This window comes from Citrobacter amalonaticus, from assembly GCF_018323885.1.
Classification (GTDB): Bacteria; Pseudomonadota; Gammaproteobacteria; order Enterobacterales; family Enterobacteriaceae; genus Citrobacter_A; species Citrobacter_A amalonaticus.
On sequence record NZ_AP024585.1, the window covers coordinates 2,050,273 to 2,073,489 of the forward strand.

The following is a 23,217-nucleotide window of genomic DNA, read 5'->3' on the forward strand; positions in this document are numbered from 1 at the left end:
CCTTAGTCGTCCGGCGTGAGTTCGCCACGCAGGTTTTGCGTCATCGCCTCGCGAATCGCATCCGTATCCAGCCCTTTGCTGAGCAGATAATGCAGTTTGGTCAGGGTTGCTTCTACGGTCATATCAGCACCGCCAACGACGCCAGCATGCGCCAGGGCATTGCCAGTGGCATAACCGCCCATGTTCACTTTCCCCGACATGCACTGCGTGAGGTTCACAACCACGATGCCGCGTTCGCTGGCTTCGCTAAGTTCTTTCAGAAACTCTTTATTCTGCGGCGCATTGCCGACGCCGTAGGAACGCAGAATCAGCGCTTTTACCGGCTGGCGCAGGAAGTTGCGCACCACATCGGCGGAGATACCCGGATAAATGGTGACGACCCCAATGGGTTGTGGCGTGATCGGGTGAACAATCAGCTCGCCTTCACTACGGGGAGCCAGCGGCGTCCCCAGACGGCGGATGTGGATACCCGCTTCCAGCAGCGGCTGGAGGTTAGGGGAGGCGAAAGCGTCAAAACCGTCGGCATGCGCTTTTGTCGTGCGGTTGCCGCGAAACAGACGGTTGTTAAAAAACAGCGTGACTTCGTTGATCGGATAATTTGCCGCGACGTAAAGCGCGTTGAGAAGATTGATTTGTCCGTCAGAACGCAGCTCCGCCAGCGGGATTTGTGACCCTGTCACAATCACCGGTTTACCCAAATTCTCCAGCATGAACGAGAGCGCAGAGGCGGTAAACGCCATGGTGTCGGTACCATGTAGGATCACAAAACCATCGTACTCATCGTAATGGGTTTTGATGTCATCGGCGATATGCTGCCAGTCTTCCGGCGTCATATCTGACGAATCCATCAGCGGGGCATATTCATGAATGGTGAAGTCGGGCATTTCAGGACGATGGAATTCAGGCATCAGCGCCAGCTGGCGCTGAAGGTGTCCGGAGACCGGAATGTAACCCTGTTCGGAGCGCTGCATACCAATGGTCCCGCCGGTATAGGCAACGTAAATCGATTTCTTCTGCATGGCTAGTATCTTGTCGCTCAGAGAAAAGCCCTCTTCGCAGGAAGAGGGCGTGAGGATTAACGCACGTTCGCGCAGGTCAGACAGAACGCATAACGGTTTTGCGGATCGTTGAACGCGGCGAGCTTATCGCCTTCAGCTTTGACCGTACTGGCCGCTGAGGCCAGCGGCGCAGGGAGCATCGCCTGAATCGCTTGTGGCAGCATGGCGCGGACAGAACCTGACATACCGTCCATGATCATATCAAAGAAGGTTGGCTCATCCTGATAATAGTCGATATGCCACTCTTTGAGTTTCGCCAGTTCAGCCGCTTTAGCCACCGCATCATCGAAGTCACCCAGGCTGTCGACCAGGCCGTTCGCTTTGGCGTCCTGACCCGTCCAGACGTGGCCCTGCGCGATTTTATCAATCTGCTCAGGTGTGGATTTACGTGCCTGCGCCACCAGGGTGATAAAGCGCTTATAGCCATTCTCAATGCTCAACTGCATCATCTGCTGCGCTTCAGGCGGCAGGGCTTTAGTCAGCGAAATATCGGCCAGCGGTGACGTGGCAACGCCGTCGGTGTGTACGCCGATTGAGTCAAGGCTGTTCTCAACGGTATTAATCACGCCGAAGATACCAATCGAACCGGTCAGCGTGCTCGGGTTGGCCACAATGTAACTGGCAGGCGTAGAGATCCAGTAGCCGCCAGAGGCGGCCATTCCGCCCATCGATACGACCACCGGTTTACCGGCAGCACGTGCAGCGGCCAGTTCCGAACGAATCACTTCCGACGCCGTCACGCTACCGCCAGGGCTGTTGACGCGCAGAACGATGGCTTTCACTTTCGGATCCAGGCGCGCATCGCGAATCTGCGAGGCGGTGGTATCTCCGCCGACATTCCCCGGTGTTTCTTCACCATCCATGATGGCTCCGTTGGCAAAGACCACGCCGATGGAGCTGCCCGTATCCGCAGGCGGATTAAGCGTGTAATCGTAGTAGCTGATCGCGCGATAGTTATTTTCGGCTTTGCTCCAGCCAAACTGTTTCGTCAGCGCTTTTTCCACTTCGGCACTGGAAAGCAGGGCGTCGACCAGTTTGCTGTCGAGCGCATACTTCGCCGTATCGCCATCGGCTTTCGTCAGCGCATCAAGCACGCCCTGAGCGCCAGGGAAGACCTGCTCAGCCGGGATTTGACGGTTGGCGGCAATGGTATTCAGGTAGTTCTGCCATAGTTCGCCAATCCAGCGGCTGTCTGCTTCCCGCGCCGCAGGCGACATGTCGTCACGAATAAACGGCTCGACGGCAGATTTATAAGTGCCCACGCGGAACACATGCGTCGACACTTTCAGCTTATCCAGCAGGGACTTGTAATATAGTCCGTTAGTGGCAAAACCGTGGATATCAACGGAACCCTGCGGCGAAAGCCAGATTTTATTGGCGAAGCTGGCAAGGTAATACTGACCCTGACTAAAATTATCGCCAACGGCATAGACTGGCTTACCGCTGTCGCGGAATTCACGCAGCGCTTTACCGATATACTGCATTGACGGCTGATCGGCACCGGCGAAGTTTTTCAGGTCCATCACAATACCGGTGATATTGCGATCGTCTTTGGCCTGACGAATGGTATTGACGATATCGAACAGGGAGTTTTCCTGTAAGCGGTCGGAACTGGCACCGAGCAGTTGACGGCTAAGAGCGCCAAGACGACTGGTACTGGACGGCTTATCGACGATCACCCCGGAAATATCTAACATCAGGGCACCGCGACCGACTTTATCGCTGGTGTTATTGCTGCTGACCTGCATCCAGATCCCGACACCCACTAGGACAAGGAAGATAAAGAACAGGTTAAGCACCATCTCGCGGACAAAATTAAGCAGTCGCCACGTCCATTTAAAAAAACCGGCAATGAATCGCCACAGGGTTCGCATGTATTCTCCCTACCGTTACCAATACTACACCTGAGTCAGGTGTATGAGATGTGGCTATCCTAATGACCCTGCCGTCTCTTGTCAGCAGGAATCACTGTCGGCGCTGTAACAAAATCTGCTCTCGTGTTAATTTTGTGAATATTCACCCTGACAGGAGTTAACCAAATGGATGCACTTGAATTACTTGTTAACCGCCGTAGCGCTTCTCGCCTGGCCGAGCCTGCACCTGCCGGTGAGCAACTGCAAAATATTCTCCGTGCGGGCATGCGCGCGCCGGATCATAAGACCCTGCAACCGTGGCACTTCTTCGTTATCGAAGGCGAGGGGCGCGAACGCTTCAGCGCGGTGCTGGAAAAGGGGGCGATTGCCGCCGGAAGTGATGAAAAAGGGATCGAAAAAGCGCGTAGCGCTCCGTTTCGCGCGCCTCTTATCATCACCGTGGTCGCAAAATGTGATGAAAATCATAAGGTCCCTGTCTGGGAGCAGGAGATGTCCGCAGGCTGCGCGGTGATGGCGATGCAAATGGCGGCTATCGCACAGGGCTTCGGCGGGATCTGGCGTAGCGGAGCCTTAACCGACAGTCCGGTGGTGCGCGACGCGTTTGACTGTCGCCCACAGGATAAAATTGTCGGATTTCTTTATCTCGGCACACCGCAACTGAAAGCCTCCACCACCATTAGCGTGCCGGATACCGCACCTTTCGTGACGAAATTTTAGTTAATCAGGCAAAACTGTCTGGATTCTGAGCAAAGACGCCGGAATTCGGACACTCTCTCTTATCACGTCATGGAATGAGCGCTACCATAGCCCGATTGCAATGACAGGAGATGTCCATGAGCGAGCATGCTATTCGTTTAACACAGTACAGCCACGGAGCGGGTTGCGGTTGTAAAATTTCCCCGAAAGTGCTGGAAACCATCCTGCACAGCGAGCAGGCGAAGTTTGTCGACCCGAACCTGCTTGTGGGAAATGAAACCCGTGACGACGCGGCGGTGTACGATCTGGGCAATGGTACCAGCGTCATCAGTACCACCGACTTCTTTATGCCGATTGTCGATAATCCGTTTGATTTTGGCCGCATTGCGGCGACCAACGCCATCAGCGATATTTTCGCGATGGGCGGCAAACCGATTATGGCGATCGCGATCCTGGGCTGGCCTATCAGCAAGCTGTCGCCGGAAATCGCCCGTGAGGTGACTGAAGGCGGACGCTTTGCCTGTCGTCAGGCGGGCATTGCGCTGGCGGGCGGCCACTCGATTGACGCGCCGGAGCCGATCTTCGGTCTGGCCGTCACCGGCATTGTTCCCACTGAGCGGGTGAAGAAAAACAGCACCGCCGAGGCCGGTTGCAAACTGTTCCTGACCAAACCGCTAGGCATTGGCGTGTTGACTACTGCAGAGAAAAAGTCGCTGCTAAAACCTGAACATCAGGGGCTGGCGACGGAAGTCATGTGTCGCATGAACATTGCTGGAGCGTCATTTGCCAACATTGACGGCGTGAAAGCGATGACCGATGTCACCGGCTTTGGTCTGCTGGGCCACCTCAGCGAGATGTGCCAGGGTGCAGGCGTCCAGGCGCAGATCCGCTATCAGGACATCCCTAAACTGCCGGGCGTCGAAGAGTACATCCGCCTGGGGGCTGTGCCGGGTGGCACCGAGCGTAACTTTGCCAGCTACGGCCACCTGATGGGGGAAATGCCGCAGGCGGTGCGCTCCCTGCTGTGCGATCCGCAAACCTCCGGCGGTCTGCTGCTGGCGGTAACGCCAGAGGCCGAAGAAGAAGTGAAAGCCACCGCCGCCGAGTTTGGCATTGACCTGACGGCGATTGGTGAGCTGGTTGAAGCCCGTGGCGGTCGCGCCATGGTTGAGATCCGTTAACCCAATGCGGTTGTTTATTGCCGAAAAGCCGAGTCTGGCGCGCGCCATTGCTGATGTGTTGCCTAAACCGCACCGTAAGGGCGATGGCTTTATTGAATGCGGTAACGGCCAGGTGGTGACCTGGTGTATTGGTCACCTGCTTGAACAGGCGCAGCCTGATGTCTATGACAGTCGTTATGCGCGCTGGAACCTGGCCGATCTGCCGATCGTGCCGGAAAAGTGGCAATTGCAGCCGCGTCCTTCCGTGACCAAACAGCTCAACGTGATTAAGCGTTTTCTGCATGAGGCCAGTGAGGTTATCCATGCGGGAGACCCGGATCGCGAGGGGCAACTGCTGGTGGACGAGGTGCTGGATTACCTGCAACTGGCGCCGGAAAAGCGTCAGCAGGTGCAGCGCTGTCTGATTAACGATCTCAACCCACAGGCCGTTGAACGTGCGATTGAACGTCTGCGCTCAAACAGCGAATTTGTGCCGTTATGCGTGTCGGCGCTGGCCCGTGCCCGCGCGGACTGGCTGTACGGCATCAACATGACCCGTGCGTATACCATTCTCGGGCGTAACGCCGGTTATCAGGGGGTGCTCTCCGTCGGGCGCGTACAAACGCCGGTACTCGGGCTGGTTGTCCGACGCGATGAAGAGATCGAAAACTTCGTTGCCAAAGATTTTTTTGAAGTGAAAGCACATATCGTGACCCCTGCAGAGGAACGCTTCACCGCGATCTGGCAGCCGAGCGAAGCGTGCGAACCGTATCAGGACGAAGAGGGACGATTGTTACACCGTCCGCTGGCGGAGCATGTGGTCAACCGCATCAACGGCCAACCGGCGATAGTCACCAGCTATAACGATAAACGGGAATCAGAATCTGCGCCGTTGCCGTTCTCGCTGTCAGCTTTACAGATTGAAGCGGCGAAACGCTTTGGCCTGAGCGCGCAGAACGTGCTCGACATCTGCCAGAAGCTGTATGAAACCCACAAGCTGATTACCTATCCGCGTTCTGACTGTCGCTATCTGCCGGAAGAGCACTTCGCTGGACGGCATGCGGTAATGAACGCCATCGGCGTGCATGCGCCGGATCTGCTGCCGCAACCGGCGGTAAATCCCGATACCCGTAATCGCTGCTGGGATGATAAAAAGGTTGATGCTCACCACGCCATTATTCCTACTGCGCGCAGCAACAGTATCACTCTGACGGACAATGAAGCGAAGGTGTATAACCTGGTAGCCCGTCAATACCTGATGCAATTTTGCCCGGATGCGGTATTCCGTAAATGCGTGATTGAACTGGATATCGCGAAGGGTAAATTCGTCGCTAAGGCCCGATTCCTTGCCGAAGCGGGCTGGCGAACGCTGCTGGGCAGTAAAGAGCGGGATGAAGAGAACGACGGTACGCCGCTGCCGGTGGTGGCGAAAGACGATGAACTGCTGTGTGAAAAGGGCGAAGTGGTTGAACGTCAGACCCAGCCGCCACGCCATTTTACCGATGCCACGCTGCTGTCGGCGATGACCGGGATTGCGCGCTTCGTGCAGGATAAAGATCTGAAAAAGATCCTCCGTGCAACGGACGGGCTGGGCACCGAGGCCACCCGCGCCGGGATCATCGAACTGCTGTTTAAGCGCGGTTTTCTGGTCAAAAGAGGGCGCTATATCCACTCAACCGATGCCGGGAAAGCGCTGTTCCACTCGCTGCCGGAGATGGCGACCCGTCCGGACATGACTGCCCACTGGGAGTCAATTCTGACGCAAATCAGCGAAAAGCAGTGCCGCTATCAGGATTTCATGCAGCCGCTGGTGGGCACGCTGTATCAATTGATCGATCAGGCGCGCAGTACGCCGGTGCGTCGCTTCCGTGGCATTGTCGCGCCTGGTGGTGATGGTGGAGAGAAGAAGAGCGCGCCTCGTAAACGTGCGGCGAAAAAAAGCCCGCCATCAGCAGAGGCGGGCCTGTAATTCGGTTTGGGGGGACTTAAATCACGCCCTGACCAAACATGGCGTCGGCAATCTTCACGAAGGCAGAGATGTTCGCCCCACGGACATAGTTGGTCTGTTTGCTTTCACCGCCGTACTCGACGCAGGCATGGTGAATATCCAGCATGATGTGGTGCAGACGGGCATCCACTTTCTCCGCCTTCCAGCTCAGACGCGCCGCGTTCTGTGCCATTTCCAGGCCGGAGGTGGCAACGCCACCGGCGTTCGCCGCTTTGCCCGGTGCAAACAGCACGCCGGCTTCGAGGAACAGATCGGTCGCTTCGATGGTGGTTGGCATGTTTGCCCCTTCCGCCACCGCTTTCACGCCGTTAGCAATCAGCACGCGAGCCGCTTCGACGTCGAGCTCGTTCTGCGTGGCACACGGCAGTGCGATATCGACTGGCACTGACCACGGCTGTTTGCCTTCCAGATAGGTCAGACCAAACTCACGGGCGTAGTCCGCCACGCGGCCGTCACGGCTGGCTTTAATTTCGCACAGACGCGCCAGTTTCTCTTTCGTAAAGCCGCTTTCATCCACGACGGTGCCGCTGGAGTCGGAGGCCGTCACCACGCGAGCGCCAAATTCCATCGCTTTTTCAATGGCGAACTGCGCCACGTTACCGGAACCGGAAACCGCTACGCGCATCCCTTCAAAGCCCAGACCATGACGCTTGAGCATCGCTTCGGTGAAGTAGACCAGACCGTAACCGGTTGCTTCCGGACGGATCAGACTGCCGCCGAAGGAGAGCCCTTTGCCGGTAAACACGCAGGCGCTGTTGTTGGAGAGCTTACGCATCATCCCGGCCATAAAGCCCACTTCACGGCCACCCACGCCGATATCACCGGCAGGAACGTCAGTATCCGGACCCAAATGACGGTACAGTTCCGTCATCAGCGCCTGACAGAAACGCATCACTTCGCCTTCACTTTTGCCTTTCGGATCAAAATCGCTACCGCCTTTACCACCGCCCATCGGCAGGGTGGTCAGTGCGTTTTTAAAGGTTTGCTCAAAGCCGAGAAACTTCAGGATCGACAGGTTAACGGAAGGGTGGAAGCGCATCCCGCCTTTGTACGGGCCAATCGCCGAGTTGAACTGCACGCGCCAGGCGCGGTTAACCTGGACCTGATTACGATCGTCCAGCCACACGACACGGAACTGAATCACACGCTCTGGCTCAACCAACCGTTCCAGCAACGACATTTCACGATAGCGCGGGTTTTGCTCAATGAATGGCCACAGGGTGGTCATAACTTCACGGACGGCTTGCGCGAACTCGGTTTGATTCGGGTCGCGCTTTTGTACATGGTTGAGGAATGATTCCAGAGAGCATGTCTGATCCATAGATATAAAAACCTCTTATATTTAAATGTGGTTGTAATTGTGTTTTTTGTGGATATGTGTTTGCAGTTTTTGACTATACCATCAGGAATGTGACGGATAGCAAGAAAAAAATGCCGGTGCCAGACAAATTAATAACCAGACGGCTGTCATAACGAAAAACGATGACAGAAGAGAGTAAAGTTTCCCGCGCGGGTTACCGTTATACTAAGAACAGACCCGAAATAGTAAGGAAACCCTATGCGTTTTATCGCGATGGCGGCAGCGTTGATGACACTCTCTTTATCCAGCCTGGCGAACCAAAACCTTCGCCCGGATGTGCAGGTGAACGTGCCGCCGGAGGTCTTCAGTTCCGGTGGACAGCGCGCGCAGCCCTGTAATCAGTGCTGCATTTATCAGGATCAGAATTATTCAGAAGGGGCGGTAATTAAAGCCGATGGCGTGCTGTTGCAGTGCCAGCGCGACGAGAAAACGCTCAGTACGAATCCGCTGGTCTGGCGTCGCGTAAAACCATAAAGGCGTTAAGTAGCGGAATATCAGCGGGGGCGAGCGAATAGTCCAGCGCGACGTGCGGCTCGCACCACACCAGTTGCTGATGCTCATGCGCCATCATTTCTCCGCTGAACGCCGGGACATGCCAGGCATGCAGATGAATCAACCGCCCGGAGACTTCACACTGGTGGCTGGCAATATAGCGCCCCACCGTGGCCTCAATGCCTAACTCTTCGCGCAGTTCGCGGACCAGCGCCTGCGGCTGCGTTTCGCCCGCTTCCACTTTGCCACCGGCAAATTCCCATAAACCTGCCTGATCCGCCTGCGGCGGGCGCTGGGCGAGCAAAATTTTGCCATCACGTTCAATAATCGCGGCAACAACGTCGAGGGTTTTCATCATATTCGTCAATGTTCAACAGCAGAAAGTGACATACTATCGTCATCTTTGATTGACCTGAAGTCCCAGGAGTCTGCCTTGAACGATCCGCAACCGTGGGTAACGCCGTTGACCCGTCTCCCCGCCAGTCTCAATCCTCTCGTGATGACGCAAAGAAAACACTACGGAGAGGTATTACATCCGACGCGCTGGTGGGGGCGGATGCCGTTTTTGTTCTGGCTGGTGGCGCTGTTTGTCGGGTTTCTTGAGCGTAAACGTGCGCGTCTGACGCCGGTGATGCGGGCATTATTGATGACGCGCGTGTCGCAGGTCTGCCACTGCGCATTCTGCGTGGATGCCAACAGCCTGCGACTGGCAGAGCGTAGCGGCGCGATGGACAAAGTGCTGGCCGTGGCGGACTGGCAGGCATCGTCGCTTTTTACACCAGAAGAGCGCGTTGCGCTGGCTTATGCTGACGCGGTGACCGCCACGCCACCGCGGGTAGATGATGCCCTGAAAGCACAAATGAAGCAGCATTTCAGCGATGACGTTATTAGCGAGATGACCGCGCTGTTGGCTTTTCAGAACCTCTCGGCGCGTTTCAATGCCGCGCTGGATATTCCTTCGCAGGGACTGTGCGACAGTCTCAAAGGAGCGCCGCGTGCTTGACCGGCATCTGCATCCACGGCTTAAACCGCTGCTTCACCGTTGCGCAGGCGTGCTCGACAGGCCAGGGGTTTCCCCGGACGGTCTGACGCTGGTTGGGTTTGGCCTCGGCGTACTGGCGTTGCCGTTTCTGGCGCTGGGCTGGTATCTGGCGGCGCTGGTGGCGATTGTCCTGAATCGTCTGCTGGACGGGCTTGACGGCGCGCTGGCGCGACGCAGAGGATTGACCGATGCGGGCGGTTTTCTTGATATCTCTCTCGATTTTCTGTTTTACGCGCTGGTGCCGTTCGGCTTCATTCTGGCCGACCCACAGCAGAATGCGCTGGCAGGGAGCTGGCTGTTGTTTGCGTTTATCGGCACCGGCAGCAGTTTTCTCGCCTTTGCCGCGCTGGCCGCGAAGCACAATATCGACAACCCCGGCTATGCGCATAAATCGTTTTATTATCTGGGGGGATTGACCGAGGGAACGGAAACGATCCTGGTGTTTGTACTGGCGTGTCTTTTCCCGGAGAAGTTTGCCGTGCTGGCGTGGATCTTCGGCACACTGTGCTGGATGACGACGTTGACCCGCGTCTGGAATGGTTATCTGACGCTGAAGGGGTTACAACAGTGAACGCCGGATGGCGCGCAAGCGCCGCCATCCGGCAATCCATTACAGACTGCTGTCCGGGCCGCGCTCACCTGCGGAGACCGGGTTTTTCGGGTCTTTGCTCCATTCGTACCATCCGCCGTCATAAACCGAGACGTTTTTCCAGCCCATCGCCCGGGCGTACATAAACGTCTCTGACGCGCGCCAGCCGGTGCCACAGTAAAAGGCGACGTGCTGATCCGGCAGAATGTGCCACTGCTTCCACATGCTGGCGATGTCATCTGCGCTGCGCATGGTGCCGTCCGGGTTATGGAAATCTTCCATATGCGTCGAGTCGCTACCGGCATGTCCCCAGCGCGCCCCGGCAATTTCACCTTTTGGCTTGATATAGCTGTAGCCGCTGGTGGTGCCGATAAATTCTGGCCAGGAGCGAATACTGACCAGCGACGCATCCTGACGGTGCAACAGTCCGCGCGCCTGTTCCATATTAAGCATCAGCTGGGGTTGCGCCGGAATGGTCACGCCAAAATCGGGCTCCGGTTTAACTTTCGCAGGCGTGCCGCGCTCGACCGGCAGCCCGGCGTCGGACCAGGTCTGCCAGCCGCCATCGAGCAGACGCACGTCTTTCACTCCGGCATACAGCATGATCTGCGCCACCCGCGCGGCCGCGTAAACATCGCGTCCGTACAGGATCACCGTCGTGTCATGACGGATACCGTGTTTCGCCAGCATCGCTTTCAGACTGTCATCAGGCACTTTGTTCCACAGCGGTTCACTTTCCACCTCGTTGGTGTCGATGTAATCCGCGCCTGGAATATGGCTGAGCAGATAAAACTTCGGCGCGCCCCAGGCGGCTTCTATCACTTTCCAGTCGCCGGCCGGTTTCGCGGTAACCGCTTTACCCTGTTGCAGGTCATGCAGCCACTGCGGATAAACCAGTTGCTCGAAATGCGGCAGTCGTTGCAGACGCGCCGGATCCTGCAACGCGTCGCTCAGCGTGGCAACCTGTTGCAGTCCAGCCTTTTTCAGCCGGTTTTTCACCGCCTGCACGTCGCTGTCGTTGCCGTACAGCGCGACAGGGGCGTCGGCCTTCAGTTGATGCTGTTGGATCCAGGTCGCGAGCTGTTCGTCGCTCATGGTATCAAGCCAGCGGGCAGAGAGGTTGAGGGCGGAAGGTTCGTGTCCGGACGGACCGTTTAGTGACTGTGGCCAGCCATTATAAAACGCGGAGGGACGGGTATCGATAGCCGTACCCTGTTTTTGCGCCAGTTGTTGGAAGTTAAGTACCTGCGCCATATCAGCAGCCCAGGTGGAAGCGCAAGCGAGCCCTAAAGCCAGAGCCAGCGCGGTCATTTGAGAAACACGTTTCATCGAATTGCCCGACGTTGAGATAAGGAGGCGCCATTCTGTGCTCGCGGTAGCGGAAAAACTTTGCGTTAACGCAGTATGTAAGCAGTTTCACAAGGCGGAAGATAACGGCAAAACGTGACCGCCCGGCGGAATATCCTGCGCGTCATGGGTGACCTGAACAACGGGAATGTCCAGCCGACGCACTTCATCAAAGACCCACTGACGAAAGTCTGCCCGACGATCAGCATCAAGACGGCTGAACGGCTCATCCAGCAGCAACGCTTTAGGCTGCGCCAGCAGGGCGCGAAGCAGCGCAACCCGTGCGCGCTGACCACCGGATAGCGTGGCGGGATCGCGAGAAGACAATCCCGCCATGCCCGCACGGTCAAGCGCGTGCTGAACCGCATCCTGCCGCGCTGTGCCTTTCAGACTGGCAGGAAGCGCTAATAGCAGGTTTTGTCCCACCGTAAAGTGATCAAACAGCAGGGCATCCTGAAATAAAATACCGATCTGCCGACGGGCGGTGGGGAGCGTATCCAGACGCTGCTCACCCAGCCACAGTTCACCGCGGACATGCAGCGGTGGCGTCAGCGCACCCACCATCCAGGCCAGCAGCGAAGACTTGCCGCAGCCGGAGGGACCCATTAATGTGACAATGTCGCCTTTTGCCACTTCGAAGGTTAACGGGCCAAACAGCGGGGTCTGGTGGAGAAACAGGGAAAGATGGCGAACGGTGAGCATTAGCGCAATCCTTGTCGGCGGTGGCCGACCCATAACGAGAGTCCGGCCATTAGCGTAAACGCGACCAGCGGTAACAGCAATTGCCAGAGCGCCTGCGCGGCCAGAATACCGGTACTGCCGCCGCTGCTGAGGGCCACCGCTTCCGTCGTCAGCGTCGGGAAACGGCCTGCGCCCAGCCACAGGGTCGGCATATACTGCGCGATGCTGACGGAGAAACCGACGGCCAGCGTCACCAGTACAGGACGCAAAATCTGCGGACATTTTACGCAGCAAAAGATTTTCATCGGTGACCAGCCCAGCGTCTGGGCAATCAGCAGCAGACGAGGGTCGATGCGTTGCCAGGCCGGTTTCAGGACAAACAACATCCACGGCACCACCCACAGCAGATGTCCCCAGATGAGCGAGGCAAACTGACCGTCCAGTTCAAGATGCAACGCCAGCGCGTATTGGCCCATCACCAGCGGCAGCGCCGGAAGAAGGATTGGCAGCCAGACCCAACGATGTCCGCGTTGCGGTCCCCATTCCAGCCATAGCAGCAAAATGACCAGTCCCAGCGCGCTGGCGGCCACTCCGATTGTTACGCTGTGGGTTAACGCATCGAGATTGAGCGTAGATTGCTGCGCCAGAAAGGCCAGTAATACCGTGCAGAGCACTCCCGTCGCGGGCAGCGACAATGACAGCGTTTTCCCCGTTAGGGGCGAAACGCGGTGTTGACGTACGCCACTGACGTCAGGAAGCGTGCGTCGCCAGCTACGCCAGAGCTGATAACCCGCGAGGGCAAAAAGGGCGAGCAGCGCCAGCAAGAGCAGGCTTGCCAGTGCGCCTTTGATCTGCTGTTCGCTGTCTCCCTGACTAAGCCATTGCCAGGAGAGGACCGCCAGCGTCGGCGGATTGCCGGGGCCGAGGATAATGGCAACATCCACCGCCGAAATCGTCCACGCCACCACGGCCAGCATTACGGCTCCTAGTGCGGGGGCGATAGTGGGTAAGATCAACCAGCAGAGCGTCTGTCGGCGGTTGTAGCCCAGCGAATCCAGGACGATGATCTGCTGAGCGAGGCGTTTCTCACTCAGTAAAATGGATAAAATCCACAGCACGAAAGCGCTCTCTTTCACGGCCAGCGTCACGCCCAGCCCGATGCCGTAGCGATCAATCGCAGGCGAGAGAAACGGCAGGGCGTGCCAGAGCAGTCCGCCTTCAGCGAAAAGCAGTAGCGCGGCGCTGGCAAACGCGACATGGGGAATCGCCAGCAACCACGGCAGGCGGGTACTCAACCGTCGCCAGCGTAAGCCGGGCCAGAGCGCCACCACGATTGTTAACGCAATAAACAGCGCGCCAGCGGCGGCGATGAATACCGACACCACGGTCGCCAGCAACGCCTGCGGTAACTGCGGATCGGTAAAAAGAGCCTGCCAGTTTGCCAGTGACAGCGCGGGCGCGATCAGCAACATACCGGCAGGCAGTATTGGCGCATAAATCGCCGCCATGCCCAGCCAGGCGAGAAACATTAGCGCGATCCGTAGCGGCGCAGCCATTCTTGCTCCAGTGCGTTAACCCAGGCCGCATGAGGTTCAGGCAGCACGGCGGGCAGCCCGTCCGGAATGCGCGCTTCCAGCGCGGCCTGTTGTGCGGCGGGCAGTTTTTTCGCATCCAGCACCGACGGATCGCCCCAGACTGTTGGATCGGCCTTACGCAGCTGTGCGTCAGGAGAGAGCAGGAAGTTGGCGACCAGTTTCGCTCCGGCGCTGGCGCGGGCGTTAACCGGAATGGCGACAAAGTGCACGTTGCCAATCATCCCCGCGGTAAAACCAAAGCTGTAGCTGTGTTTTGGCAATTCACCGCGGGTGATCTTTTGCTGAGCGTGCGCCGGGTTAAAGGTCAACGACAGGCGCAATGTCCCGCTCTTAAGTAGCGCGTCCATCCGCGCCGGAGATGGCGGGAAATCTTTCCCTTCTCGCCACAGACTCGGATGCAGCGCGTCGAGATAGCGCCACAGCGGCGCGGTTACATCGGCAAAGGTGGCGGCGTCTGGCGCGACGGTGAGCGCGTGCGGATTGTCAGTCAGCGAGATTAATAACTGTTCCAGAAACGCCGTGCCGGTAAAGTCCGGCGGTCGCGGGTAACTGACGGTGCCTGGATGTGCCCGGGCAAATGCCAACAGCGCCTGCGGACTTTGAGGCGGCTGCGGCGTCACGTCGCGATCTGCAATAAACGTCAACTGCGCGCCCCCCCACGGAGACTCAGCCCCGTCAGTGGGAATTGAAAAATCTTCACGTACCGGTTTTTGCGTATCAACATAGCGCCAGTTGGGCAGCGTTTCCGCCCACTGGGTTTGCAGCAATCCAGCCTCTTTCAATGTGCGAAAATTTTCGCCGTTAACCCACAACAGGTCGACAGAACCACCGGTCTTTCGCCCGGCGGCGGCTTCCGTCTGGATGCGCTTCACGGCATCAGCGGCATCGGCGAGACGCACGATTTTAAGATTGACCGCATAGTGGGTTTTCATCTCGCCACTGACCCAGTCAAGATACTGGTTAACGGCGCTGTCACCGCCCCAGGCGTTGAACCAGACGGTCTGGCCTCTGGCCTCATTCTGGATCTGCTGCCAGCGTTGTTCGGCGTGTCCCGGAGCGGCCAGCAACAGACTCGCGAGTAGTAATCCCCAGCGCATAATTACTCCTGAAAAAAATGTGTGACCAGCCAACGGGAGGCCAGTGGTAATAGCCCTAACAGAGCAAAAGCGGTCAGCATAGCGGGAGAAATAATGTCACGTATTGATGTTAACTGGCTTAACTGGCGTCCGGCATTCAGATAAACCACGGTGGCAGGCAGCATCCCCAACTGGCTGACCCACCAGTAGCGGCGCACGCCAACGGTGGTGAGACCTGCAAGCAGGTTGACGACAACAAATGGAAACAAGGGTATCAGGCGTAGCGCAAAAAGATAAAAGACGCCGTCCCGCGCCATCCCGTGATTCACCGTGGCCATATGCCGGGAAAACCGCCGCGCTACCCAGTCACGCAGCAGGTAACGACTGGTGAGCATGGCGAGCGTGGCGCCCAGCGTTGAGGCAAAAGAGACCAGCAACGTGCCTTGCCAGAGGCCAAACAGCGCGCCGCCAAGCAGCGTCAGCAGCGCCGCGCCAGGAATCGACAGCGCCGCGACGACGGTATAGAGCAGAAAATAGAGGCTTGCACTGAGAAAAGGGGACAGGCGTTGCCAGTCCGCCAACAGTGAATGTTCGCGCTTAAGCGTCTCCAGCGTGAGCAGGCCGGGGGGCAACACCCAGAGCACCCCGGCAAGACAGAGGATCAGTGCGCCCGCAAGCCCTATTTTTCTGGCGTTCACGGTTGAGCATCAGACCTTAAATTTCGCCCATACCGGCGCATGATCAGACGGTTTTTCCATGCTGCGAATTTCATAGTCGATACCGGTTTCCAGACAACGGTCCGCCAGCGGCTGGCTTGCCAGCAGCAAATCGATACGCAGACCGCGGTTATCATCAAACCCTTTCGAACGGTAATCAAACCACGAGAATTTGTCGGTGGTTTCCGGGTGCGCGTGGCGGAAGGTGTCAACCAGGCCCCAGTTCAGCAGGCGGCCCATCCATTCACGCTCTTCCGGCAGGAACGAACATTTGCCGGTTCGCAGCCAGCGCTTGCGGTTCTCTTCGCCAATGCCGATATCCCGATCGGACGGACTGATATTCATATCCCCCATGATCAGCACCGGATTGTCGCGCTTCAGTTGGTTGTCGAGATAGTTTTGTAAGTTCTGATAAAACTGCGCTTTGGCCGGGAATTTAATCGGATGGTCGCGGCTTTCACCCTGCGGGAAGTAGCCGTTGATTACCGTCAGGTTGCCCAGCGGAGAGGGGATTTCCGCCATGATGATGCGGCGCTGCGCCTCTTCGCCATCATCGGGAAAACCCCGGCGCACGGCGATGGGGGTCTCTTTGGTCAGCAGCGCCACGCCATAGTGACCTTTTTGCCCGTGGTAGAAAACGTTGTAGCCGAGTTTTGCGACATCTTCGAGCGGGAACATGTCGTCGTGAACTTTTGTCTCCTGCAGGCCAATGACATCGGGTTGGTGTTTTTCGACAATGGCTGTCAGTTGATGTGGTCTGGCGCGCAGGCCGTTGATATTAAAAGAGACAAATTTCATAGTCGCTGCCATTTTACAGGATGAATAGTGCATGGATGGTAGCAGAATTTCCGCAAACTGACTGCCCATAATGGTGAGATTCCGGCAATGGGTGTGAATGGTGTTAACAATGGGGCAATGCTTGCCCTGTTTTAGGGCGGATTGCGTCAAAATGGCGCAGTAATTTCCTGTAAATTTCGTAGATGATCACATTTCCAGAATTATATCTGGACTGTGCATAATATTGCGGTTTTTCCTCTATTTATTCCTCTTTCACGCAAACATATTCACTTTCTATGCACATATAGTGAATATCGCTGGGCTATAACTCGTTGATTTTCCGTTCCACACACCCGTTTATGCATTTTTTCCACTGGCTGGCACGAAGACTGCAATCTACATTTACAGCGCAAACACTACTTTTTATTAACATATAAATAACTATTTATTTACCGATGAGGTCGCTATGTCTCAGTCAATTACGCGTGAAAATTTTGATGAATGGATGATGCCCGTTTATGCACCGGCGCCTTTTATTCCGGTCCGTGGCGAAGGTTCACGCTTGTGGGATCAGCAGGGTAAAGAGTATATCGACTTCGCGGGAGGCATTGCGGTCAATGCCCTGGGACACGCGCATCCGGAACTGCGTGAAGCGCTGAATGTGCAGGCGAGCAAATTCTGGCACACCGGCAACGGCTACACCAACGAGCCAGCGTTACGACTGGCGAAAAAGCTAATCGACGCCACCTTTGCCGATCGCATCTTCTTTTGCAACTCCGGGGCTGAGGCCAACGAGGCGGCGCTGAAACTGGCGCGCAAATATGCGCACGACCACTACGGCAGCAATAAGAGCGGCATTGTCGCGTTCAAGAACGCCTTCCACGGTCGTACGCTGTTCACGGTCAGCGCCGGAGGACAACCGGCCTATTCGCAGGATTTCGCGCCGCTGCCGCCGGATATCCGCCACGCCGTCTACAACGACATTAACTCTGCCAGCACGCTGATTGACGATACCACCTGTGCGGTCATCGTCGAACCGGTGCAGGGGGAAGGGGGCGTTGTACCTGCAACCCAGGCCTTCCTGCAAGGGCTTCGCGAGCTGTGCGATCGACATAATGCGTTGCTGATTTTTGATGAAGTACAGACTGGCGTGGGGCGCACCGGCGAACTGTACGCTTACATGCACTATGGCGTGACGCCGGATCTGTTGACTACCGCCAAAGCGCTGGGCGGCGGGTTCCCGATTGGCGCGCTGTTGGCCAGTGAAAAATGTGCCAGCGTGATGACCGTCGGGACACACGGCACAACCTATGGCGGTAATCCGCTGGCGACTGCCGTTGCCGGGAAATTACTCGATATCATCAATACGCCTGCGATGCTGAACGGGGTGAAACAGCGCCATGACTGGTTTGTGGAGCGTCTGAACGCCATTAACCTGCACACCGGACTGTTCAGTGAAATCCGCGGTTTGGGACTGCTGATTGGCTGCGTGCTGAATGATACGTTCGCCGGAAAAGCCAAACAGATTTCCCAGGAAGCGGCGAACGCGGGCGTAATGGTGCTGATTGCCGGGGGCAACGTGGTGCGTTTTGCACCGGCGTTGAACGTCACGCAGGAAGAGGTCGCCAGCGGGCTCGACCGTTTTGCGCTGGCCTGCGAACAGATTAAAGCCGGAGGTTCATCATGATGGTGATCCGTCCCATTGAGCATGCTGATATTAGCGCGCTGATGCAACTGGCCAGTAAAACCGGCGGTGGGCTGACCTCATTACCCGCGAATGAAGCCACGTTGGCGGCGCGTATTGATCGTTCCCTGAAAACCTGGCGGGGCGAATTGCCGAAAAGTGAACAAGGCTATGTCTTTGTGCTGGAGGATCTGGAAACCGGCACTGTGGCGGGGATTTGCGCGATTGAAGTCGCCGTGGGGCTTAACGACCCTTGGTATAACTATCGCGTAGGGACGCTGGTGCATGCTTCAAAAGAGCTGAACGTTTATAACGCGCTGCCGACGCTGTTTCTCAGTAACGATCACACCGGCAGCAGTGAGCTGTGCACGCTGTTCCTCGATCCCGACTGGCGCAAAGAGGGCAACGGCTATTTGCTGTCGAAATCGCGCTTCATGTTTATGGCCGCGTTTCGCGACCGTTTTAATGAAAAAGTGGTCGCGGAAATGCGCGGCGTGATCGACGAGCACGGCTATTCTCCGTTCTGGCAAAGCCTGGGGAAACGCTTTTTCTCGATGGAGTTTACGCGAGCTGATTTTCTCTGCGGTACCGGGCAGAAAGCGTTTATCGCCGAACTGATGCCCAAGCATCCGATTTATACCCACTTCCTCTCTGACGAGGCGCAGGCAGTCATTGGCGAAGTGCACCCGCAAACCGCTCCGGCGCGCGCGGTGCTGGAGAAAGAAGGGTTTCGCTATCGTAACTACATCGACATTTTCGACGGTGGCCCGACGCTGGAGTGTGATATCGACCGGGTGCGGGCGATCCGCAAAAGTCGTCTGATAGAAGTCGTCGAAGGGCAACCCGCAACCGGTGATTTCCCGGCCTGCCTGGTGGCGAATGAAAACTACCATCACTTCCGCGTCATGTTGGTACGCGCCGATCCTCATACAGAGAGGCTGGTACTGACCGCCGCGCAGCTGGATGCCCTGAAATGTCACGCAGGCGATCGGGTTCGTTTTGTCCGTCTCTGCGCAGAGGAGAAAACGGTATGACTTTATGGATTAACGGTGACTGGGTGACCGGTCAGGGTGAACGTCGGGTGAAGAAGGATCCTGTGCAGGGCAACGTGCTCTGGGAAGGTCACGATGCCGATGCCGCGCAGGTGATGCAGGCGGCTCGTGCTGCCCGCACCGCGTTTCCGGCCTGGGCCAGACGCCCCTTCAGCGAGCGGCAGGCGATTGCGGAAAAATTCGCCGGGCTGCTGGAGAGCAATAAAGCGGATCTGACCGCCATTATCGCCCGTGAAACCGGCAAGCCACGCTGGGAAGCGGCGACGGAAGTGACGGCGATGATCAACAAAATCGCGATTTCCATCAAGGCCTATCACGCCCGCACCGGCGAGCATCAGAGTGAGTTGCCCGACGGCGCGGCGACGCTTCGTCACCGCCCGCATGGCGTGCTGGCGGTATTTGGCCCTTATAACTTTCCGGGACATCTGCCGAACGGACACATTGTGCCGGCACTGCTGGCGGGTAACACCATCCTCTTTAAGCCCAGCGAACTGACGCCGTGGACCGGAGAAGCGGTGATGCGGCTCTGGGAACAGGCCGGTCTACCGAATGGCGTGCTGAATCTGTTGCAGGGCGGTCGGGAAACGGGACAGGCACTGAGCGCGCTGGATGCTCTCGACGGACTGCTGTTTACCGGCAGTGCGAATACGGGCTATCAACTGCATCGCCAGCTTGCCGGACAACCGGAAAAAATCCTTGCTCTCGAAATGGGCGGCAACAACCCGCTGATTATTGAGGATCCAGAGGATATCGATGCGGCGGTGCACCTGACTATTCAGTCCGCGTTTGTGACGGCGGGACAGCGCTGTACCTGCGCACGTCGCCTGCTGGTAAAAAAAGGCGCGCAGGGTGACGCATTTCTCGCCCGGCTGGTGGCCGTCAGCCAGCGTATCCAGCCAGGTCGCTGGGACGATGAGCCACAGCCGTTTATCGGCGGTCTGATCACCGAACAGGCGGCGCGTCATGTGTTTGATGCCTGGCAACAGCTTGAATCTCTCGGCGGACAGACGCTGCTGGCGCCGCGTTTGTTACAGGCCGGTACCTCACTGCTGTCACCTGGCATTATTGAGCTGACGGGCGTGGCAAATCTGCCTGATGAAGAGGTTTTCGGTCCGCTGCTTGGCGTCTGGCGCTATGAGCGCTTTGACGAGGCGATCGCGATGGCCAATAACACCCGCTTTGGTTTGTCCTGTGGACTGGTTTCGCCCGATCGTGCGCAGTTCGACCAGTTACTGTTGGAAGCGCGCGCGGGGATCGTCAACTGGAACAAGCCGCTCACCGGCGCTGCCAGCACCGCGCCGTTTGGTGGCGTAGGCGCTTCCGGAAACCATCGCGCCAGCGCGTGGTATGCCGCCGATTATTGCGCCTGGCCGATGGCCAGTCTGGAATCCCCGGCGCTGACGTTGCCAGCCACGCTGAGCCCCGGCCTCGATTTTTCGCGTGAGGAGTCCGTATGAAAGCACGTGAGGTCAATTTCGATGGGCTGGTAGGGCTGACGCATCATTATGCCGGGCTGTCGTTCGGCAACGAGGCGTCCACCCGGCATCGTCATCAGGTTTCAAATCCCCGTCTGGCGGCGAAACAGGGACTGCTTAAAATGAAGGCGCTGGCGGATGCGGGATATCCGCAGGCGGTGATTCCGCCGCACGAGCGGCCTTTTATTCCTGCATTACGCCAGTTGGGATTTAGCGGTAGCGATGAGCAGGTGATTGAGAAAGTGGCGCGTCAGGCGCCGCACTGGCTCTCCAGCGTCAGCTCCGCGTCGCCGATGTGGGTAGCCAACGCGGCGACGGTGGCGCCGTCGGCGGATACGCTGGATGGCAAAGTGCACCTGACGGTCGCGAACCTCAATAATAAATTCCACCGTTCACTCGAGGCGCCCACCACGGAGGCGTTGCTGCGGACGATCTTCCGCGATGAACGTTATTTCGCCGTGCATTCCGCGCTGCCGCAGGTGGCGATGCTCGGCGATGAAGGGGCGGCTAACCATAATCGCCTCGGCGGGGAGTATGGCGAGCCGGGGATGCAGCTGTTTGTCTACGGGCGTGAAGAGGGGAGCAATACGCGACCTTCCCGCTATCCGGCGCGTCAAACCCGTGAAGCCAGCGAGGCGGTAGCTCGCCTGAATCAGGTGAATCCACAACAGTGTATTTTTGCTCAGCAGCATCCGGATGTCATCGACCTTGGTGTGTTTCATAACGATGTAATTGCGGTCGCGAACCGGGAGGTGCTGTTCTGTCATGAACAGTCCTTTGCGAGACAACATGAGGTTATGAATCAACTGCGCGCCCGGGTGCCCGGCTTTACCCCTGTTGTGGTGCCAGCAGCTGACGTGTCGGTGCCGGATGCGGTCGCGACGTATCTGTTTAACAGTCAATTGTTGAGCCGCGATGACGGTTCGATGATGCTGGTCCTGCCACAGGAGTGCCGCGAACACGCGGGCGTATGGCGCTATCTGACGAACCTGCTGGAAGCCGATAACCCGATCCGCGACATGCGGGTGTTTGACCTGCGCGAGAGCATGTCAAACGGCGGTGGGCCAGCCTGCCTGCGGCTGCGGGTGGTGTTGACCGCAGAAGAATACCAGGCGGTCAATCCGGCGGTAATAATGAATGACGTTCTGTTTACGACGCTCAACGACTGGGTGGATCGCTACTATCGCGACCGCCTGACCGCCGCGGATCTCGCCGACCCGCAACTGCTGCGTGAAGGGCGCGAAGCGCTGGATTCACTGACTCAACTGTTGCAGCTTGGTTCTGTCTATCCGTTCCAGCAATCGGGAGGCGGGCATGGATGATTTCCTCGCCGCCACGCTGGCGGGAACGATGCCGGAGGTTCGGGAAGGCGAAGGCGCGGGATTTCGCTGGCATTGGGTTGACGCCGGTATTCTCGAACTCACCCCCGTCACGGTGACCGACCGTACGCTGGTGATCTCCGCCGGTATTCATGGCAACGAAACCGCGCCGGTGGAGATGCTCAATACGCTGCTGTTGGCGTTGTCTAAGGGGGAGATAACGCTACGCTGGCGGCTGTTGGTGATCCTCGGCAACCCACAGGCGTTGGCTGCCGGGAAGCGCTACTGCCACAGCGATATGAACCGGATGTTTGGCGGGCGCTGGCAACAGTTTGCCGAAAGCGGTGAGACGCAGCGCGCACGTCAACTGGAACAGTGTCTGGAAAATTTTTATGCGACGGGCACGGAGTCGGTGCGCTGGCATCTCGATTTACATACCGCCATCCGTGGTTCTTACCATTTGCGCTTCGGCGTGTTGCCACAGCGTCCCATCCCCTGGGATGAGACGTTTCTTGGCTGGCTGGGTGCCGCAGGACTGGAAGCGCTGGTGTTTCATCAAACGCCGGGAGGCACGTTTACGCACTTTAGTGCTCAACACTTCGGTGCGCTCGCCTGTACCCTGGAGCTTGGCAAAGCCTTGCCATTCGGTCACAACGATCTCCGCCAGTTTGCGCCGACGTCTGCCGCGCTGACCTGTTTACTGTCGGGGCAAATTGACCATGCAGTCGGCACTCCGCCAGTCCGCTATCGGGTGGCGTCGCAGATCACCCGACGCAGCGACGCATTTGTACTGCACATGGACAGCCAGACGCTCAACTTCACTCCCTTTACCGCCGGAACGCTGCTGGCGGAAGAGGGCGACGAGCGTTTTGTCGTCACTCATGACGTGGAATACGTTCTTTTTCCCAACCCTGGCGTGGCGCCGGGATTACGTGCGGGCCTGATGCTGGAGAAATTGCGCTAACCTGTTTCCCGCAGGCGAGGGCCTGTGGGTTTTAATTTATCGTGCGCCAGGAAATTAATCCGGACTATTCCTGGAGAGCTGCTTTATTTATCATCAGCGCTCAGGTATAGTTCTTCATATTCCCTGCAAAATCATGCTGTTGTCATTTTTTCTTTCAACTCTTCGCAATAATTTCTTTTTTTCTCCACAATTGGCGAAAAAATGTTTTTTACACTTTCATTGTTTTACTGATGCTCTGACTAATTGACGATT

At 57.3% G+C, this 23,217-nt stretch carries 21 protein-coding genes; 11 read left to right on the top strand and 10 right to left on the bottom strand.

The features are described 5' to 3' along the window. Window positions 1–2 precede the first annotated feature (2 nt). Both ansA and sppA read right to left on the bottom strand, forming a co-directional pair. Window positions 3–1,019, bottom strand: a complete 1,017-nt coding sequence (gene ansA / locus KI228_RS09605; RefSeq protein ID WP_043000916.1) for an asparaginase — start codon at window positions 1,017–1,019, stop codon at window positions 3–5. 56 nt (window positions 1,020–1,075) lie between these two features. Beyond that, window positions 1,076–2,932, bottom strand: a complete 1,857-nt coding sequence (gene sppA / locus KI228_RS09610) for a signal peptide peptidase SppA (protein ID WP_061070206.1) — start codon at window positions 2,930–2,932, stop codon at window positions 1,076–1,078. Window positions 2,933–3,097: 165 nt separating this feature from the next. Here sppA and KI228_RS09615 point away from each other — a divergent pair, with 165 nt between their 5' ends. The 3 genes from KI228_RS09615 to topB all read left to right on the top strand — a co-directional run bounded on the left by KI228_RS09615 (window position 3,098) and on the right by topB (window position 6,757). Further along, a complete protein-coding gene (locus KI228_RS09615; protein ID WP_043000914.1) occupies window positions 3,098–3,649 on the top strand; it encodes an NAD(P)H nitroreductase in 552 nt (183 codons plus the stop codon). A gap of 116 nt (window positions 3,650–3,765) precedes the next feature. Beyond that, window positions 3,766–4,809 carry a selenide, water dikinase SelD gene (gene selD / locus KI228_RS09620; RefSeq protein WP_043000913.1) on the top strand — a complete coding sequence of 348 codons (1,044 nt, stop codon included), beginning with the start codon at window positions 3,766–3,768 and terminating at the stop codon, window positions 4,807–4,809. A gap of 4 nt (window positions 4,810–4,813) precedes the next feature. Continuing rightward, window positions 4,814–6,757: a DNA topoisomerase III gene (gene topB / locus KI228_RS09625; protein ID WP_061070205.1), complete on the top strand. Its 1,944-nt coding sequence runs from the start codon at window positions 4,814–4,816 to the stop codon at window positions 6,755–6,757. A gap of 16 nt (window positions 6,758–6,773) precedes the next feature. Here topB and gdhA read toward each other — a convergent pair whose 3' ends face one another. After that, window positions 6,774–8,117, bottom strand: a complete 1,344-nt coding sequence (gene gdhA / locus KI228_RS09630) for an NADP-specific glutamate dehydrogenase (RefSeq protein WP_043000911.1) — start codon at window positions 8,115–8,117, stop codon at window positions 6,774–6,776. 252 nt (window positions 8,118–8,369) lie between these two features. On the opposite strand from gdhA, the gene KI228_RS09635 reads away from it, so the two are divergent. Next, complete coding sequence (locus tag KI228_RS09635; protein WP_172961335.1) at window positions 8,370–8,630, top strand: YnjH family protein; 261 nt, start codon at window positions 8,370–8,372, stop codon at window positions 8,628–8,630. Here KI228_RS09635 and KI228_RS09640 read toward each other — a convergent pair. Then, window positions 8,590–9,003: a pyrimidine (deoxy)nucleoside triphosphate diphosphatase gene (locus KI228_RS09640; RefSeq protein ID WP_071888401.1), complete on the bottom strand. Its 414-nt coding sequence runs from the start codon at window positions 9,001–9,003 to the stop codon at window positions 8,590–8,592. The genes KI228_RS09635 and KI228_RS09640 overlap by 41 nt on opposite strands. 78 nt (window positions 9,004–9,081) lie before the next feature. Here KI228_RS09640 and KI228_RS09645 point away from each other — a divergent pair, with 78 nt between their 5' ends. Both KI228_RS09645 and KI228_RS09650 read left to right on the top strand, forming a co-directional pair. Further along, window positions 9,082–9,651 carry a carboxymuconolactone decarboxylase family protein gene (locus KI228_RS09645; RefSeq protein WP_044254855.1) on the top strand — a complete coding sequence of 190 codons (570 nt, stop codon included), beginning with the start codon at window positions 9,082–9,084 and terminating at the stop codon, window positions 9,649–9,651. Further along, window positions 9,644–10,261 (top strand): CDP-alcohol phosphatidyltransferase family protein, encoded by a 618-nt coding sequence (locus KI228_RS09650; RefSeq protein ID WP_061070203.1) that lies wholly within the window; start codon window positions 9,644–9,646, stop codon window positions 10,259–10,261. Before KI228_RS09645 ends, KI228_RS09650 begins: the two co-directional genes overlap by 8 nt. A 39-nt stretch (window positions 10,262–10,300) precedes the next feature. Here the strand turns inward: KI228_RS09650 and KI228_RS09655 are convergent, their stop codons facing one another. The 6 genes from KI228_RS09655 to xthA form a co-directional block, all read right to left on the bottom strand. After that, window positions 10,301–11,608 (bottom strand): rhodanese-like domain-containing protein, encoded by a 1,308-nt coding sequence (locus KI228_RS09655; protein ID WP_054176627.1) that lies wholly within the window; start codon window positions 11,606–11,608, stop codon window positions 10,301–10,303. Window positions 11,609–11,695: 87 nt separating this feature from the next. Continuing rightward, window positions 11,696–12,328: an ATP-binding cassette domain-containing protein gene (locus KI228_RS09660; protein WP_061070202.1), complete on the bottom strand. Its 633-nt coding sequence runs from the start codon at window positions 12,326–12,328 to the stop codon at window positions 11,696–11,698. Next, the gene (locus KI228_RS09665; protein ID WP_061070201.1) at window positions 12,328–13,863 is read right to left on the bottom strand and encodes an ABC transporter permease family protein; all 1,536 of its coding nucleotides are present in this window, start codon (window positions 13,861–13,863) and stop codon (window positions 12,328–12,330) included. Before KI228_RS09665 ends, KI228_RS09660 begins: the two co-directional genes overlap by 1 nt. Next, window positions 13,836–14,999, bottom strand: coding sequence for an ABC transporter substrate-binding protein (locus KI228_RS09670; RefSeq protein ID WP_044254841.1), 1,164 nt, complete (start codon window positions 14,997–14,999; stop codon window positions 13,836–13,838). Before KI228_RS09670 ends, KI228_RS09665 begins: the two co-directional genes overlap by 28 nt. Window positions 15,000–15,001: 2 nt before the next feature. Beyond that, window positions 15,002–15,676, bottom strand: coding sequence for a TVP38/TMEM64 family protein (locus KI228_RS09675; protein WP_044254837.1), 675 nt, complete (start codon window positions 15,674–15,676; stop codon window positions 15,002–15,004). A 9-nt stretch (window positions 15,677–15,685) separates the two neighbouring features. Further along, the gene (gene xthA, locus KI228_RS09680) at window positions 15,686–16,492 is read right to left on the bottom strand and encodes an exodeoxyribonuclease III (RefSeq protein ID WP_061070683.1); all 807 of its coding nucleotides are present in this window, start codon (window positions 16,490–16,492) and stop codon (window positions 15,686–15,688) included. 445 nt (window positions 16,493–16,937) lie between these two features. Between xthA and astC the strand changes: the two genes are divergently transcribed. Genes astC through astE form a run of 5 tightly spaced genes read left to right on the top strand, consistent with a single transcriptional unit; the run spans window position 16,938 to window position 22,965 of the window. After that, window positions 16,938–18,158, top strand: coding sequence for a succinylornithine/acetylornithine transaminase (gene astC, locus KI228_RS09685; protein ID WP_061070200.1), 1,221 nt, complete (start codon window positions 16,938–16,940; stop codon window positions 18,156–18,158). Next, window positions 18,155–19,189: an arginine N-succinyltransferase gene (gene astA / locus KI228_RS09690; protein ID WP_043000900.1), complete on the top strand. Its 1,035-nt coding sequence runs from the start codon at window positions 18,155–18,157 to the stop codon at window positions 19,187–19,189. The genes astC and astA overlap by 4 nt, the downstream gene beginning before the upstream one ends. Beyond that, window positions 19,186–20,664 carry a succinylglutamate-semialdehyde dehydrogenase gene (gene astD, locus KI228_RS09695; protein ID WP_043000899.1) on the top strand — a complete coding sequence of 493 codons (1,479 nt, stop codon included), beginning with the start codon at window positions 19,186–19,188 and terminating at the stop codon, window positions 20,662–20,664. Before astA ends, astD begins: the two co-directional genes overlap by 4 nt. After that, window positions 20,661–22,004 (top strand): N-succinylarginine dihydrolase, encoded by a 1,344-nt coding sequence (gene astB / locus KI228_RS09700; protein WP_141227506.1) that lies wholly within the window; start codon window positions 20,661–20,663, stop codon window positions 22,002–22,004. The genes astD and astB overlap by 4 nt, the downstream gene beginning before the upstream one ends. Then, a complete protein-coding gene (gene astE, locus KI228_RS09705; protein ID WP_061070198.1) occupies window positions 21,997–22,965 on the top strand; it encodes a succinylglutamate desuccinylase in 969 nt (322 codons plus the stop codon). The genes astB and astE overlap by 8 nt, the downstream gene beginning before the upstream one ends. The last annotated feature ends 252 nt before the right edge of the window (window positions 22,966–23,217 follow it).